Origin of the sequence: Planktotalea frisia, from assembly GCF_001890925.1 — a bacterium.
GTDB lineage: Bacteria > Pseudomonadota > Alphaproteobacteria > Rhodobacterales > Rhodobacteraceae > Planktotalea > Planktotalea frisia.
The window spans coordinates 45,268-59,393 of the sequence record NZ_MLCB01000172.1 but is presented as its reverse complement, the minus strand read 5'-3'; the positions used below and the strand labels follow the sequence as shown (position 1 = coordinate 59,393).

At 53.6% G+C, this 14,126-nt stretch carries 10 protein-coding genes and 1 pseudogene; 5 read left to right on the top strand and 6 right to left on the bottom strand.

Annotated features, from left to right (window positions below; all coding sequences use genetic code 11):
- The 4 genes from fdhF (at nucleotide 1) to PFRI_RS15740 (ending at nucleotide 6,565) form a co-directional block, all read left to right on the top strand.
- Nucleotides 1–2,778 (top strand): formate dehydrogenase subunit alpha, encoded by a 2,778-nt coding sequence (fdhF, locus tag PFRI_RS15755; protein WP_072631658.1) that lies wholly within the window; start codon nucleotides 1–3, stop codon nucleotides 2,776–2,778.
- Nucleotides 2,779–2,812: 34 nt separating this feature from the next.
- Nucleotides 2,813–4,489: a formate--tetrahydrofolate ligase gene (locus tag PFRI_RS15750; RefSeq protein ID WP_072631657.1), complete on the top strand. Its 1,677-nt coding sequence runs from the start codon at nucleotides 2,813–2,815 to the stop codon at nucleotides 4,487–4,489.
- Between the two features lie 77 nt (nucleotides 4,490–4,566).
- Entirely contained in the window at nucleotides 4,567–5,457 is an 891-nt protein-coding gene (folD, locus tag PFRI_RS15745; RefSeq protein WP_072631656.1) for a bifunctional methylenetetrahydrofolate dehydrogenase/methenyltetrahydrofolate cyclohydrolase FolD, read from the top strand.
- A gap of 277 nt (nucleotides 5,458–5,734) precedes the next feature.
- Entirely contained in the window at nucleotides 5,735–6,565 is an 831-nt protein-coding gene (locus PFRI_RS15740; protein WP_139292129.1) for a LytTR family DNA-binding domain-containing protein, read from the top strand.
- An 8-nt stretch (nucleotides 6,566–6,573) separates the two neighbouring features.
- On the opposite strand, the gene pdeM is transcribed toward PFRI_RS15740, so the two are convergent.
- From pdeM to PFRI_RS15725, 3 genes are all read right to left on the bottom strand, one after another.
- Nucleotides 6,574–7,245, bottom strand: a complete 672-nt coding sequence (pdeM, locus tag PFRI_RS15735; RefSeq protein WP_072631654.1) for a ligase-associated DNA damage response endonuclease PdeM — start codon at nucleotides 7,243–7,245, stop codon at nucleotides 6,574–6,576.
- A 9-nt stretch (nucleotides 7,246–7,254) separates the two neighbouring features.
- On the bottom strand, nucleotides 7,255–9,660 hold the full coding sequence (locus PFRI_RS15730; RefSeq protein ID WP_072631653.1) for a ligase-associated DNA damage response DEXH box helicase: 2,406 nt from the start codon (nucleotides 9,658–9,660) through the stop codon (nucleotides 7,255–7,257).
- Between the two features lie 71 nt (nucleotides 9,661–9,731).
- Nucleotides 9,732–11,039 carry a DUF8689 domain-containing protein gene (locus tag PFRI_RS15725; protein WP_072631652.1) on the bottom strand — a complete coding sequence of 436 codons (1,308 nt, stop codon included), beginning with the start codon at nucleotides 11,037–11,039 and terminating at the stop codon, nucleotides 9,732–9,734.
- Between the two features lie 231 nt (nucleotides 11,040–11,270).
- Between PFRI_RS15725 and PFRI_RS15720 the strand changes: the two genes are divergently transcribed.
- The gene (locus tag PFRI_RS15720; protein ID WP_072631651.1) at nucleotides 11,271–12,086 is read left to right on the top strand and encodes a lytic transglycosylase domain-containing protein; all 816 of its coding nucleotides are present in this window, start codon (nucleotides 11,271–11,273) and stop codon (nucleotides 12,084–12,086) included.
- 35 nt (nucleotides 12,087–12,121) lie between these two features.
- Here PFRI_RS15720 and PFRI_RS15715 read toward each other — a convergent pair whose 3' ends face one another.
- The 3 genes and pseudogenes from PFRI_RS15715 to PFRI_RS15705 form a co-directional block, all read right to left on the bottom strand.
- Nucleotides 12,122–12,748: a 3-oxoacid CoA-transferase subunit B gene (locus PFRI_RS15715; protein WP_072631650.1), complete on the bottom strand. Its 627-nt coding sequence runs from the start codon at nucleotides 12,746–12,748 to the stop codon at nucleotides 12,122–12,124.
- On the bottom strand, nucleotides 12,749–13,444 hold the full coding sequence (locus PFRI_RS15710) for a CoA transferase subunit A (RefSeq protein ID WP_072631649.1): 696 nt from the start codon (nucleotides 13,442–13,444) through the stop codon (nucleotides 12,749–12,751).
- Nucleotides 13,445–13,531: 87 nt separating this feature from the next.
- A pseudogene (locus tag PFRI_RS15705) lies at nucleotides 13,532–14,107 on the bottom strand (L,D-transpeptidase).
- Nucleotides 14,108–14,126: the final 19 nt, after the last annotated feature.

Here is a 14,126-nt window from a genome sequence, read left to right as displayed (position 1 = left end):
ATGACTGATCAAATCACATTTATAATGGATGGTGAGCAGGTTACGGCGGACAAAGGCCTAACCATTTGGGAAGTTGCCAACGGTCGTGGCCTCGTTATTCCGCATCTGTGCCACAAACCTCAGCCTGGCTATCGCCCTGATGGCAACTGCCGTGCGTGCATGGTTGAGGTCGAGGGCGAGCGTACGTTGGTCGCGTCCTGCATTCGTGGCGTGAGCGAAGGCATGGTCGTCACGACCAACTCCAACCGGGCGGAAAGTGCGCGCAAGATGGTCGTAGAAATGCTGCTGGCGGACCAGCCCGAGCGTGATGCGTCGCATGATAAATCCTCACATCTTTGGGACATGGCGGATGCCAATGGCATCGACCAAAGCCGCTTTCCCAAGCTCGAAGAGGGCCGCATCCCGTTGCTCGATGACAGCCATGTTGCGATGTCCGTTAACCTTGACGCCTGCATCCAATGCGGTCTGTGCGTGCGTGCGTGTCGCGAAGTGCAGGTCAACGATGTGATCGGCATGGCGGGTCGCGGTCAAGACGCTTATCCGACGTTCGATCTGGCTGATCCGATGGGCGATAGCACCTGTGTCGCTTGCGGTGAATGCGTTCAGGCGTGCCCGACGGGCGCGCTGATGCCCTCCACTGTGGTGGACGACGCACAGGTCGGCGATAGCAAAGATTTCGGTTCAGAAACTGAAAGTGTCTGCCCGTTCTGTGGTGTTGGTTGCAAAGTCTCGCTGAAGGTCAAGGACGGCAAGGTTAAGTTCATCGAGGGCATCAATGGGCCTGCGAACGAAGGGCGTCTTTGCGTCAAAGGGCGCTTTGGCTTTGACTACATCCACCATGAACACCGCCTCACCAAACCACTCATCCGCCGCGATGATGCGCCTGCGAAGGGGCTGAATGTCGATCCGGGTGATGTGCTGACGCATTTCCGCGAAGCAAGTTGGGAAGAGGCGATGACCCATGCAGCTGGCGGTCTTGCCAAGCTGCGCCAAGCGCATGGTGGTCAGTCTGTTGCCGGTTTTGGCAGTGCCAAATGCACCAACGAAGAAGCGTATTTGTTCCAAAAGCTGATCCGTCAAGGTTTCCAGCACAACAACGTCGATCACTGCACACGTCTGTGCCACGCTTCTTCGGTTGCGGCGCTGATCGAAAACGTGGGTTCTGGCGCTGTTACGGCGACCTTTAACGAGATCGTCAATTCGGATGTTGCTATCGTGATTGGTGCCAATCCGGTTGAAAACCACCCCGTCGCGGCGACCTATTTCAAGCAGTTCACCAAACGTGGTGGCAAGCTGATCGTCATGGATCCACGCGGGCAGGGCCTCAAGCGTCACGCCAGCCACATGCTGCAATTCCGGCCGGGTGCGGATGTGAGTATGCTAAATGCGATCATGCATGTGATCGTAGAAGAAGGCCTATACGACAAGCAATATATCGAAGCCTATACAGAAAACTGGGAAGCCGAAAAAGAGCATCTCAAAGCCTTCACACCCGAAGCGATGGAGCCGATTTGCGGCATCGCCCCTGATGTGATCCGGGATGTTGCGCGCACCTTTGCAGGTGCCAAAGCGGGGATGATCTTCTGGGGCATGGGCGTGTCACAACACATTCACGGCACCGACAATTCACGTTGTTTGATTTCGCTGGCGCTTATGACAGGCCAAGTTGGCCGACCAGGCGCTGGTCTGCATCCCCTTCGTGGCCAAAACAACGTGCAAGGTGCGTCCGATGCAGGTTTGGTGCCGATGTTTGTGCCTGATTACCGCTCTGTCGAGGATGATGCGGTGCGCGAAGACATCTTTGGTGTCTGGGGTCGTGATGAGGACTGGTCAAACAAGCGCGGTCTGACCGTGACGGAGATTGTTGATCAAGCTTACGCAGGCAACATCAAGGGCATGTATATTCAGGGCGAAAACCCCGCGATGTCTGACCCTGACGTGGAACATGCGCGTGATGCGTTTGCCAAGCTCGAGCATCTTGTTGTGCAAGATATCTTCCTCACGGAAACGGCATGTTTTGCCGATGTGATCCTGCCTGCCTCTGCGCTTTATGAAAAGGACGGCACCGTTTCCAACACCAACCGTCAAGTTCAGCGTGTGCGCCCTGCGGTGCCACCGCCCGGTGAAGCACGCGAAGACTGGGCGATCACTGTCGATCTGGCGCAGCGTTTGGGGCTCGATTGGAACTATACCGATCCAAGCCAAGTCTTTGCGGAGATGAAGCAAGTGATGAAGTCGCTCGACAATATCACTTGGGAACGCCTCAAGACCGAAACAGTCACCTATCCATCGTTGTCCCCTACGGATCCGGGCCAAGCGGTTGTGTTCGGGGACGGTTTTCCGCGCGCAGGGGGCCGTGCCAAGTTCACGCCCGCCGCCGTTATCGCGCCGGATGAGGCACCGGATAAAGAGTACCCGATGATCATGACCACAGGTCGTCAGTTAGAGCATTGGCACACAGGGTCGATGACTCGTCGTGCGATGGTTCTGGACGCGGTTGAGCCTGAAGCGAACTGTTCGCTGCACCCTAAAACCCTGCGCGCCCTTGGCGTTGAGCCGGGTGGCATGGTGCGTCTGACAACGCGTCGTGGCAGCATCGATATCATGGCCCGCGCAGATCGCGCAGTGTCAGAGGACATGGTGTTCGTTCCTTTCGCATACGTCGAGGCGGCAGCCAACGTGCTGACCAATCCGGCTGTCGATCCATACGGGAAAATCCCCGAATTCAAATTCTCGGCCGTTCGTGTCGAGGCAGTTCAAACAATCGCTGCCGAATAGGCCGCAACCAACTTTTCAACAGGAAGTAAGACCCATGGGATATAAATCAGACATCGAAATCGCGCGCGAAGCGGATAAGAAACAGATCCAAGAGATCGGCATGAAGCTGGGCATCGAAAGCAAAGATTTGCTGCCCTACGGTCATGACAAAGCGAAAGTGTCCCAAGAGTTCATCAACTCTGTTCAGGGCAACAAGAACGGCAAACTTATTCTTGTAACAGCGATCAACCCGACCCCTGCTGGCGAAGGCAAGACAACAACAACTGTTGGTCTTGGCGATGGTCTGAACCGCATCGGAAAAAAGGCAGCTGTTTGTATCCGCGAAGCATCGCTTGGGCCAAACTTTGGCATGAAAGGTGGCGCTGCCGGCGGTGGTTACGCTCAGGTTGTTCCGATGGAAGACATGAACCTGCACTTCACAGGTGACTTCCACGCAATCACGTCCGCGCACTCGCTTTTGTCCGCGATGCTCGACAACCACATCTATTGGGGCAATGAGTGCGACATCGACATCCGCCGCGTCCAATGGAAGCGCGTTGTTGACATGAATGACCGCGCTCTGCGTCAGGTGAACGTGTCCCTTGGTGGTGTTGCGAACGGCTTCCCGCGTGAAGGTGGTTTCGACATTACGGTTGCGTCTGAGGTTATGGCGATCTTGTGCTTGGCCAACAATCTCAAGGACCTTGAAAAGCGTCTTGGCGACATGATTGTGGCATACCGCCGTGATCGCAGCCCTGTGTTCTGCCGCGATATCAAAGCGGAAGGCGCGATGACTGTATTGTTGAAAGATGCGATGCAGCCAAACCTTGTCCAGACTTTGGAAAACAATCCAGCCTTCGTTCATGGTGGTCCATTCGCGAACATCGCGCACGGCTGTAACTCTGTGATTGCGACGACAACAGCGCTCAAGATTGCTGATTTCGTTGTGACAGAGGCTGGTTTTGGTGCTGATCTTGGCGCTGAAAAGTTCATGAACATCAAGTGCCGTAAAGCGGGCCTGTCGCCTGATTGCGTCGTCTTGGTTGCGACTGTGCGCGCGATGAAGATGAACGGTGGCGTCGCGAAAGCGGACCTTGGCGCTGAGAATGTGGATGCTGTGAACGAAGGTTGTGCAAACCTTGGCCGTCACATTGGCAACCTCAAATCCTTCGGCGTTCCTGTTGTTGTGGCGATCAACCACTTCGTCACAGACACGGACGCAGAAGTGCGAGCGGTCAAAGATTATGTGGCAACACAAGGTTCCGAAGCGATCCTGTCGCGTCACTGGGAATTGGGTTCCGAAGGCTCTGCCGATCTCGCGACACGTGTGGCAGAAATCGCAGAGAGCGGTGTGTCCAAGTTCGCGCCGATCTATGAAGATGACATGCCATTGATGGGCAAGATCGAAACCATCGCAAAGAAAATCTACCACGCAGATGATGTGATTGCGGATACGAAAGTACGTGATCAACTGAAATTGTGGGAAGAGCAGGGCTACGGTAACCTGCCGATCTGTATGGCTAAAACGCAATACAGCTTCTCTACGGATCCGTCCTTGCGCGGCGCGCCTACAGGCCATTCCGTGCCAATTCGTGAAGTACGTTTGTCAGCGGGTGCGGGTTTCGTTGTCGTAGTCTGCGGTGAGATCATGACGATGCCGGGTCTGCCGCGCGTTCCATCTGCGGAGAGCATTCATCTGAATGACGACGGCCAGATCGAAGGCTTGTTCTAAACAAACAAGGGCGGTGCGTGGCGACAGGCACCGCCTTACATTTTACGAATGTCTGAAGACGAAAAAGGGACGATGTGATGAGCGCTCAAATTATTGATGGTAAGGCATTCGCTGCCAAAGTACGCGGCCAAGTGGCTGAACATGTGACGGCACTGAAAGCGGAGCACGGCATTACCCCGGGCCTTGCGGTTGTGTTGGTCGGCGAAGACCCTGCTTCTCAGGTTTATGTGCGCTCTAAGGGCAAAATGACCAACGAAGTTGGCATGAAAAGCGTCGAGCATAAGCTTGACGAGAACACGTCAGAAGCGGATCTGCTCGCAGTCATCGACCAACTCAACAAGGATGCCAGCATCCACGGTATTTTGGTGCAGCTTCCACTACCCAAGCACCTTGATGAGGACTTGGTGATCAACTCGATCGATCCTGCGAAAGACGTTGATGGGTTTCACATCTCTAACGTCGGTCTTCTTGGGACCGGTCAGAAAAGCATGGTCCCTTGCACGCCGCTTGGCTGCTTGATGATGTTGCGGGATCATCACGGCTCTCTCTCGGGGATGAATGCGGTTGTTATCGGGCGCTCTAATATTGTGGGCAAACCTATGGCTCAGCTTCTGCTGGGTGATAGCTGCACGGTCACAATCGCCCATTCGCGCACGAAAGACCTGCCGGAAGTGGTCGGTCGCGCCGATATCGTCGTTGCGGCGGTTGGGCGTCCAGAAATGGTGCCGGGCGATTGGATCAAGAAAGGGGCAACTGTCATTGATGTGGGCATCAACCGGATCGAGCGTGACGGCAAAAACAAGCTGGTCGGCGATGTTGATTTCGCGTCATGCTCTGAAGTTGCGGGTGCAATCACGCCTGTCCCAGGCGGTGTTGGACCTATGACCATCGCTTGTCTACTGGCAAATACAGTGACGGCATGCTGTCGTGCGAATGGCTTGGCTGAGCCAGAAGGTCTAACTGCGTAAACTTTTGAAATACTAGAATTACCAAAGCTGCGCGGGAAACTGCGCAGCTTTTTGCGTTCATACGAGACGCTGAGCCGCTGAGTTCTTTTGGCTGAAAATGCACTCATTTGTAGGTGTATCAATCCGAGCACAACCCTAGTTTGAAAAGGCTTAAGAGCTTGATAAACTTGGTGAGGGGAATATTTATATTAATTCGCATGCCATTCACTTTGCGAGCGCGCAAATGTGAAAATTAAGGATCGCGCAAGGAAGTAAAAAATTGGACAGGACTAAACGTTTGAGACCCAATCTTTTACACGCACTGCCAAAGGCAGTGGTCGCGGGCGTTAAAAAGGCGTTTCATCCTAAAACGCTCTTGATCTGGCTCGCGTGTTCGATTGTTGCGGCCTATAGCGGCCCTTTCGGAACATATGACAGCGACAGTGTCACGGAACTGTTGCTGACATGGGCGGTTTTGCTCGGGGTTTGCATCGTTGCCGCATATGTTGTGAATGAAGTGTGTGTTGTCATACTGCCCAAGGCGACCGCATCCTTGCGAAACATTGTGTTTGTGTTTCTGTGTGCGCCTACAATCGGCGCTTTGTTGCAGTTCATGTTGGTCAACGTGTTCGGCAAAAGTAATCTGGACAAGCCGGGATTTGGATTGCTGACGCTTTATGCAACTTTGAGTTTGGGTTTCATTTTTCTCGTACGGTTCGTTTTCTTTCCATCGTTGGACGCAAAAACAGACGTTATCGCGCAAACCGAGTCCGCGTTGCAGCCCGCCTCTTTGCCTCCACATTCGCGTTTGGCAAAGCGTCTAAATATTCCGCAAGCGGCGCGCATTATCCACATCACGGCAAAAGGTCATTTCGTTCAGGTGAAAACTTGTTCGGAGACTTATCAAACGCGTATGCGATTTCTGGATGCAGTGGACGAACTCGACGGCACACTTGGTTTGACTGTTCACCGCTCGCACTGGGTGCATCGCGATGCCATTCGAGGCTGGGTCCCTAATGCGAAAAAGCCGTATGTTTTGTTAGAGAATGAAAGCGAAATTCCAGTGAGCAAAACCAAACTCGACAAAGTTGAGCAGTTTGGAATTCCCAAACTAACAGACGTCGCCTAGGCCTCGTTTTAGCGCGTTTTGATCGGAACGGGCAGGGCGGTTTCTCCTGTTAGGACTGCGATCGCTTTCGTGCTCAACAGGGTGTTAAGCGGTTCAGCGCGCACGCTCAAACCGCCCGTATAGGTGCCGAATGCAGGCATGATGAGACGCCGCTCATCTATTGCAAAGCATCTGCGCGTCAGCGCGCGCGCCTTTAGATTCAGCGTGATTTTTGGATGGTAATGCCCTGAAATTTCACCACTTTTTAAAGTCTCTCCAATCGCGATGTGACGAAAAATAAGCCCGGCCCTGAGGTGTTCAGCTAAGTGTGTGCCACCCAAATCAACTGGCCCCGGATCATGGTTTCCCTCAATCCAAATCCATTCACGCCCTGCTTGTAAACGCGTGATCCATTCACGAGCGTCAAGATCAAGATCAGCGCTGGCGCTTATTCGATCAAAGCTATCACCGAGGCAAATAACAGTCTTTGCGGCCTGAGTAGTGATGTCGTGATCGAGCCGCATCAACGTATCTTTCACCTCGTATGGCGGCAATGCGCTGCCACCTTGAAGCGCGTATCGCTGGGCTTTACCAAAGTGCAGATCAGAGACGCAAAGCAAGTTTTGCGCAGGCCAATAGAGTGCGCCAGACGGTAGCGCATGTAACATCTCACCATTGAAGGAAAAGGCGTGGTGGCTCATCTCACTTGTCTACGCCAGACCCGCAGCGCTCATCAAGGCGGCGGTTTCAGCGGCAAGCAAGCGCTCCTCTGCTGCGCCTTTGATAGGGATGCGACCCATCTCGAGAAACATGGGTGCAGCCAATGGCGTGACCCGCTTAAGCGTTATGAAATCTATCCTGCCGCGTGTTTGCTCTAGCATCAAACGGATACGACCAAAGTCAACAAGACCGCGCAGCGCTTCTTGTTTGGTGATCCTCAAAAGCAGGTGTTCGGGATCATATTTGTGCAGTGTGTCATAAAGGATGTCAGAGCTAAACGTCGCTTGCCGCCCGTTTTTACGTTGCGAGGGAAGGTTGCGTTCTATCAAACCCGCGATCGTTGCGGATGCGCGAAAGGTGCGTTTGATCAAAGCGTTACCAGCAAGCCACTGTTCAAGCCCTTGTTCCATCATATCAGGATCCATGAGAGCGTCTGGATCTGTCACCGCCCGTAGCCCCCAAAAAAGCGTCGCATGGTCCGTTGCCACAAAGCCAAGCGGATCATAGCCAAGCTCTTCCATACGTTTGGACAAAAGCAAACCTAACGTTTGTTGTGCGTTGCGGCCTGCAAATCCGTACACGACCGTATGGTTTCGATGCTCATGCGGAAAACTTTCGATCAAGAGACGGCCGGGGCGCGGGAGTATGCTGACACCTCTTTGTAGTGTTAGCCAGTCAGCAGTGCACGCGGGAAGGTCTGGCCAATCGTCTTGTTGAAACATGCGCAAGATCCGTTGGCTGAGTTGCGTGGAGGTCGCAAATTTCGTTCCACCAAATGTTGCGACTTTTGGCTTTTTATCTGCGCGACGCGTCACTTCGACTGTCATTTCGCGCAAGCCCTCATAACGCACGATTTGCCCGCCAATTAAAAACGTATCGCCCTGTGTGAGGGTCGATGCAAAGCCTTCTTCGATCTCACCCAAAGGTTTGCCGCCGCGACTTTTCTGCAAGCGCACTTTCAACGTATCGGTGTCTTGGATCGTGCCGATGTTCATGCGAATGCGCTGTGCCGCACGCGGATCACGAAGCGCCCATGTGCCATCGTTACGCTCTTGCAGACGCTTCCATTTGTCATAAGCGCGCAACGCGTAACCGCCGGTGGCGCAAAAATCAAAACAGTCCTCAAACTGTGCGCGGGTCACCATGCTATATGCGCCTACGCTTTTGATCTCTTGGTAAAGCGCGTCGGGGTCAATCGGGCCAGCACATGCGCGGATCAGGATGTGTTGGCACAGCACATCCAAAGGGCCGGGACCCCGCGGATCGCCATCAAGCTCATGCTCTTTAACCGCTTGCAACGCAGCAACACATTCCACTACCTCAAAGCGATTTGCAGGCACCAGCAGAGCCTTGGACGGGGCGTTGTAGCGGTGGTTCGCGCGCCCAATGCGCTGCACAAGCCGTTTGACGTTTTTGGGCGCACCAATCTGAATAACCAAATCAACATCGCCCCAATCAATCCCCAGATCGAGCGAACCTGTGCACACAATCGCTGCGAGATCTCCGCGTACCATCGCCGCTTCGACCCGTTCGCGTTGCACTTTGTCAAGAGAGCCGTGGTGAATGCCAATCGGCAGACTGTCTTCATTGGCGAGCCACAAGTTGTGAAAGAAAATTTCAGCCTGAGCGCGCGTGTTGTGAAAAATCAGCGTGGTTTTGTGTTGCTTGATTTGCTCAAGAACCGCAGGGATCGCGTAGGCAGCACCGCCGCCAGCCCAGGGGGGCGGCTCTGCGATATTCAGCATGGAAATATCTGGATCAGGCCCCGGATCGGCGAGCACAATATCGCAGGAATCAGGATGACGCGCGAGGAAATGCGCGATGGCCGCAGGGTCCTCAACCGTTGCAGATAGCCCGACGCGGCGCAGGCCGTCGCACATGTTTTGGACTGCGCTGAGCGCAAGCATCAGTTGATCCCCGCGCTTGCTATCTGCGAGCGCGTGAATTTCATCAATCACGATGCGTTTGAGGCCTTTGAACATGCGTGGCGCGTCCTCATAGGACGTGAGCAACGCGAGGCTTTCTGGTGTTGTCAAAAGGATGTGGGGTGGATCCGCGCGTTGGCGTTTCTTGCGCGTTGCAGACGTGTCGCCGGTTCGATCTTCGATCCTGATAGGCAAGCCGATTTCATCGACAGGTCGGCGTAAATTACGTTTGATATCAGAGGCTAGCGCCTTGAGAGGGGACACATAAAGAGTGTGCAATCCTTCGTGAATGCCATCCGCTAATTCGTTCAACGTAGGCAAAAATCCAGCCATCGTTTTGCCACCGCCAGTGGGTGCGATGAGCAAGGTCGCCGGATCATCCGCGCGCGCAAGCATGTCCTGCTGATGGGGGTGAATGGTCCACTCTTGAGCGGTGAACCAATCTGCGATCAAAGGGTGAACAGGCTCCATCCCCTGGACATATCGCGTTCAAGGCAGAGTGCAAGTCACCTTACCTGCTTAGAACGTAAGGCCACCTTTGCTTACTTCACGATTACCTCGTCCTTGACGAACATGTTCGCCCAAGCGCGATCAATCAGCTCAGGGGACATCTGATTTGGAATGCCCTCAAATTCACAAATTGCGATCATTTGATCGATCAAAAAGATCGGCTGATAGTTCGCATAGACATTATCAATCGTCGGGTATTTCGTTTGCAAAAGATAGATCAGCGCATCCTCAGTAAGTGGAATCCCCTTTTTGTTTGCAACCAATGCGAAACTTTTCAAAAAGTTTTCCTGAGACGGACCATCGATTTTGATTTTGTAGAAAATACGACGCAAAGCAGCTTGGTCAAAGATCTCATTTGGGTGGAAGTTGGTCGAAAAAATCACCAAAGTGTCAAACGGAACTTCGAATTTTTCACCGGATTGCAGAGCGAGAATATCTTTGCTTTCTTCCAACGGAACGATCCAACGGTTGACGAGCGATTGTGGGGGTTCGGCCTGTCGGCCAAGGTCATCCACAATGAAAATTCCACCTGTTGATTTGAGCTGAAGTGGTGCCTGATAGGTGCGCGCAGTAGGGTTATAAACCAGATCGAGCATATTGAGCGACAACTCACCACCTGTGATTACAGTGGGTCGCTGACATTTCACATAGCGCGTATCGAATACCGTTCTTCGGCGCAGCTGGTTTGGATCATCGACCTGTTCTTCAACGGCACTGTGCACGATTGGATCGTAAACGGTGATCACCTGACCCGCATATTCGATCGCGCGCGGTACATAGATTTTGTCGCCAAGCGCGTCACGAATTCCGTTTGAAATAGAGGACTTACCATTGCCAGGAGGGCCATACATCAAGATCGAGCGGCCCGAACTTACGGCCGGTCCAAGGTTGCCAAGCAGATCATCAGGCAAGATCAAATGCCCCATCGCATCCGTCAATTGACCTCGTGTGATCATGATGTTTCGGATCGACTGGCGTTTCACCTGTTCGCGGTAAACGTCCAAGGGCACAGGCATCGCACCAAAATACTCGGACTGTTGAAGCGCATCCATTGTGCGCGCTTTGCCCGCGTCGGTTAGCTGAAACCCCATTTCACTGCCACTATTCGCGTTCAGCGTTCCTGTCGCTTCGAGCAATTTTTGCTCGCGCGCAAGGTCGATGAGTTCTTGCGTGACTTGCAAAGGCAAACAAATGGCGCGCGCGACCTCAGTGGCGGTGTCCACGTTCTTGCGAAACATGGTTTTCAACATGATGTCGCGCATCATGACGACGGACAGCTTCATCTGCTGCAAGCCCTTGGGCGGCGGTGGTGCCATCACGGCGCTGGTTTGCATGTTCATTTTGAAGCCCCATTGAATACTTGTGTTCGGGTCAAGCTATCAATCGAGTTGGGGCAAAATGTGGCGTGTAAAGGGCCTGCTTTAGGCTCCTAAGATTGCGCTGAGAAGTAGGTAAATCGCGAGCGTACCACCAAGGGACAATCCCATGGGAAATTCCCACATGCGTTCCCAGCTGTCCCACTTTGGTGCAAGCTGCATTCCTGTCTTCAAGGTTGGATACATCTTAGCACGCTGTCCAGTTTTGCCGGACCACTTCAACCTGCGAGCTTTGCACAAACGGAAGGGGCCACTCCTAAACCGTTTCCAGAGTTTTCCGCCAAGCGCCAAAAGCCGCCCAAAAAGGGATCGCGCAAACGGATTACCATTCAGATCACACCGGACGGTCCCAAAGCAGGCGCGATTGTCGGGGGCGGCGCTTCAAGTGGTGCAAGCGGTTCGACGCGTTCAAACGCAGTGGGCTCTTATGCGTGGTTTTGGGAGAAAGTCCCGACAGCGCTGGATAAAACCGGTGGGCGCTATCAGACTGCGCTAAACAGGCTGAACAATCCACCGTCTGGTGGCGGTGTGCGCGCACCGCGTTTGCAAACGCTTTACACGATCAGCCAAGCACACGGGGTCGAGATCCTGAAAGCAACGATCGGGAAAAAGGTGTCACCGGCGCTCGTGCTTGCGGTGATCGCTGTGGAATCAGCTGGCAAGTCAAACGCAGTAAGCTCAGCGGGTGCGCAAGGTTTGATGCAGTTGATGCCCGCGACGGCCGCTCGCTTTGGTGTGACTGATGTGAACATTCCTGCACAGAATATATCTGGTGGTGTCGCATATCTTGATTGGCTTATGGGCGAGTTTGGCAATGATCCTGTTCTCGTTCTCGCGGCCTATAATGCAGGGGAAGGGGCGGTGCGTAAGAACAACGGTGTGCCACCTTATTCTGAAACACGCGATTATGTGCCCAAAGTGCTTGCCGCGTTTCAAGTCGCGCGGGGGCTTTGCGTGACGCCGCCGCAACTGGCGACCGATGGCTGCGTGTTCAAACAGCTCGGCGGGTAGCTTCGCGTGCTAGGCACGCGAAGCCATAGGTTCTCTTAAATGATCGTCGCTTCTGTTGCAGCGCGCAGTTCATCCTCTGAAACGCCCTCAGCCGTTTCGACAATGCTCAAACCGCCTTCAACCACATCCAAAACACCAAGATTGGTGATGATGCGATCGACCACAGACTTGCCAGTTAGTGGCAGTGTGCATTCTTTCAACACTTTACTTACGCCATGTTTGTTGGTGTGATCCATCACAACAACCACACGACCAACGCCCGCGACCAAATCCATCGCGCCGCCCATGCCTTTGACCAGCTTGCCTGGAATCATCCAGTTCGCCAGATCACCGTTTTCAGCCACTTCCATCGCGCCCAAAATCGCCATCGCGATCTTGCCACCGCGGATCATGCCGAAAGACTGCGCTGAATCGAAATAAGCGGTTTGCGGCAATTCGGTGATCGTTTGCTTACCCGCATTGATCAGGTCTGCATCCTCTTCACCGGAAATTGGGAATGGCCCCATGCCAAGCATACCGTTCTCTGATTGCAACGTCACTTCGATGCCCTCAGGAATGTAGTTGCTCACCAGTGTCGGAATCCCGATGCCAAGGTTTACATACCAACCATCTTGTAGCTCTTGCGCGGCGCGTGCCGCCATTTGATTACGATCCCACATGATTTACGCCTCCCGCACTGTGCGCTGTTCAATGCGCTTTTCGTGATCACCTTGAATGATGCGGTGCACATAAATGCCGGGCAAATGAATGCTGTCAGGATCAAGCGAGCCTGTCTCGACAATCTCTTCCACCTCAACGATGCACATCTTGCCACACATGGCTGCGGGCGGGTTGAAGTTGCGCGCGGTCTTGCGGAACACAAGATTGCCCGTCGCATCCGCTTTCCAAGCTTTCACAATAGCAAGGTCGGCGACGATGCCTTCCTCCATGATGTAGGTCTCGCCATTGAAATCTTTGTGCTCTTTGCCCTCAGCAATCACAGTACCGACACCCGTTTTCGTATAAAACCCGGGGATGCCGCAGCCACCGGCGCGCATGCGCTCTGCCAAAGTGCCTTGTGGATTAAACTCCAACTCAAGCTCGCCTGAGAGATACTGACGCATGAATTCTGCGTTCTCACCAACATAGGACGAGATCATCTTCTTCACTTGCTTGGTTTGCAATAAAATGCCGATGCCGAAATCATCAACACCCGCGTTGTTGGACGCAAATGTGAGATCCTTTGTGCCTGCATCCTTGATCGCCTCAAGGAGCAATTCGGGAATGCCGCAAAGGCCAAAGCCGCCGGACGCAATAAACATGCCATCAAAAAGCACGCCGTCCAGAGCCTCGGCAGCGCTGCCATAGACCTTCTTCATGAGTATATTCTCCTGACCTTTGGTATCGCGAGGATGTGTGACGAAGGGTCAAGAGAGAGTCAATGTTAATGCTGCGCTGCGGCGCGCTTAAAGGACGCGTACCTGTGTGCCAATCGGTGTAATCTCGAACAGTTCAGCGATCTTCTCATTATATAGGCCGATGCAACCAGACGAAGACCGCCGTCCAATCTTGCGCGTATCATGGGTGCCGTGGATCAAATAGGCAGGCCAGCTGAGATACATCGCGTGGGTGCCAAGTGGGTTATCTGTGCCAGCTTACATAAAGTCGGGCAACGTCGGGTCGCGCTCTCGCATGGATTTGGTCGGCGTCCACGTGGGGCCAACTTTCTTGCGCACGATTTCTGTGTACCCACGTTTCGTGAGATCATCGGTCATCGGTACTGATGTTGGGTAGATGCGATAGTCAGATCCGTCAGCGTTCCAATAATGTAGCGCGCGCGAGAAGGTGTCGGCGACGATCACCCCTTTGCCCAATGTTTTAAAGTGGTCGCGCCAATTTTGAGTGACAAAGCTAGACGCATTTCGCCGCGCAGGAGCAACAGGGTTTGGCGTCAAGAGTTGCGCGCGTGCGATGCCGGGCGCTGCGAGTGCTGCACTCAAGCCCAATAACGTGGCACGGCGGGAATATTTAGAATTTGTCATAGGACCTCACACAGAAAAA